The sequence below is a fragment of the Corynebacterium sp. HMSC072A04 genome (assembly GCF_001809235.1).
Lineage (GTDB): Bacteria > Actinomycetota > Actinomycetes > Mycobacteriales > Mycobacteriaceae > Corynebacterium > Corynebacterium hiratae.
In genome coordinates this window covers 1,965-2,206 of sequence record NZ_KV796801.1, presented here as the reverse complement: position 1 = coordinate 2,206, position 242 = coordinate 1,965, and the positions used below count along the sequence as shown (strand labels likewise).

The 242-nt window shown below is 56.6% G+C and carries 1 protein-coding gene; it reads right to left on the bottom strand.

The features are described 5' to 3' along the window. A partial coding sequence (locus HMPREF2565_RS13510; protein WP_210385900.1) for a transposase occupies positions 1–242 on the bottom strand: 242 nt, incomplete at both ends.

The window sequence follows — 242 nt, the reverse complement described above, 5'->3', positions numbered from 1 at the left end:
CAAAGGTGATGCGGGTGTGGTGGACTGCAGCAGTAAACCGCGCAACATCTTCACGGTTGTGTACCTGAACAAGCATGTAGCCCAGTTTCCGGATTGCTTTATGCGCTGGGTGAATCGGGTTGCGGCTGATATCGGCGAAAGTGTTGCGCTGGACGTGAACTAGGCACCGCTGGATTTTCACGTCGGGCCATTTAATGCGCAGTGCCTTGAGCGCTCCGCCTGCCCCGTCGGTGGTGACGATA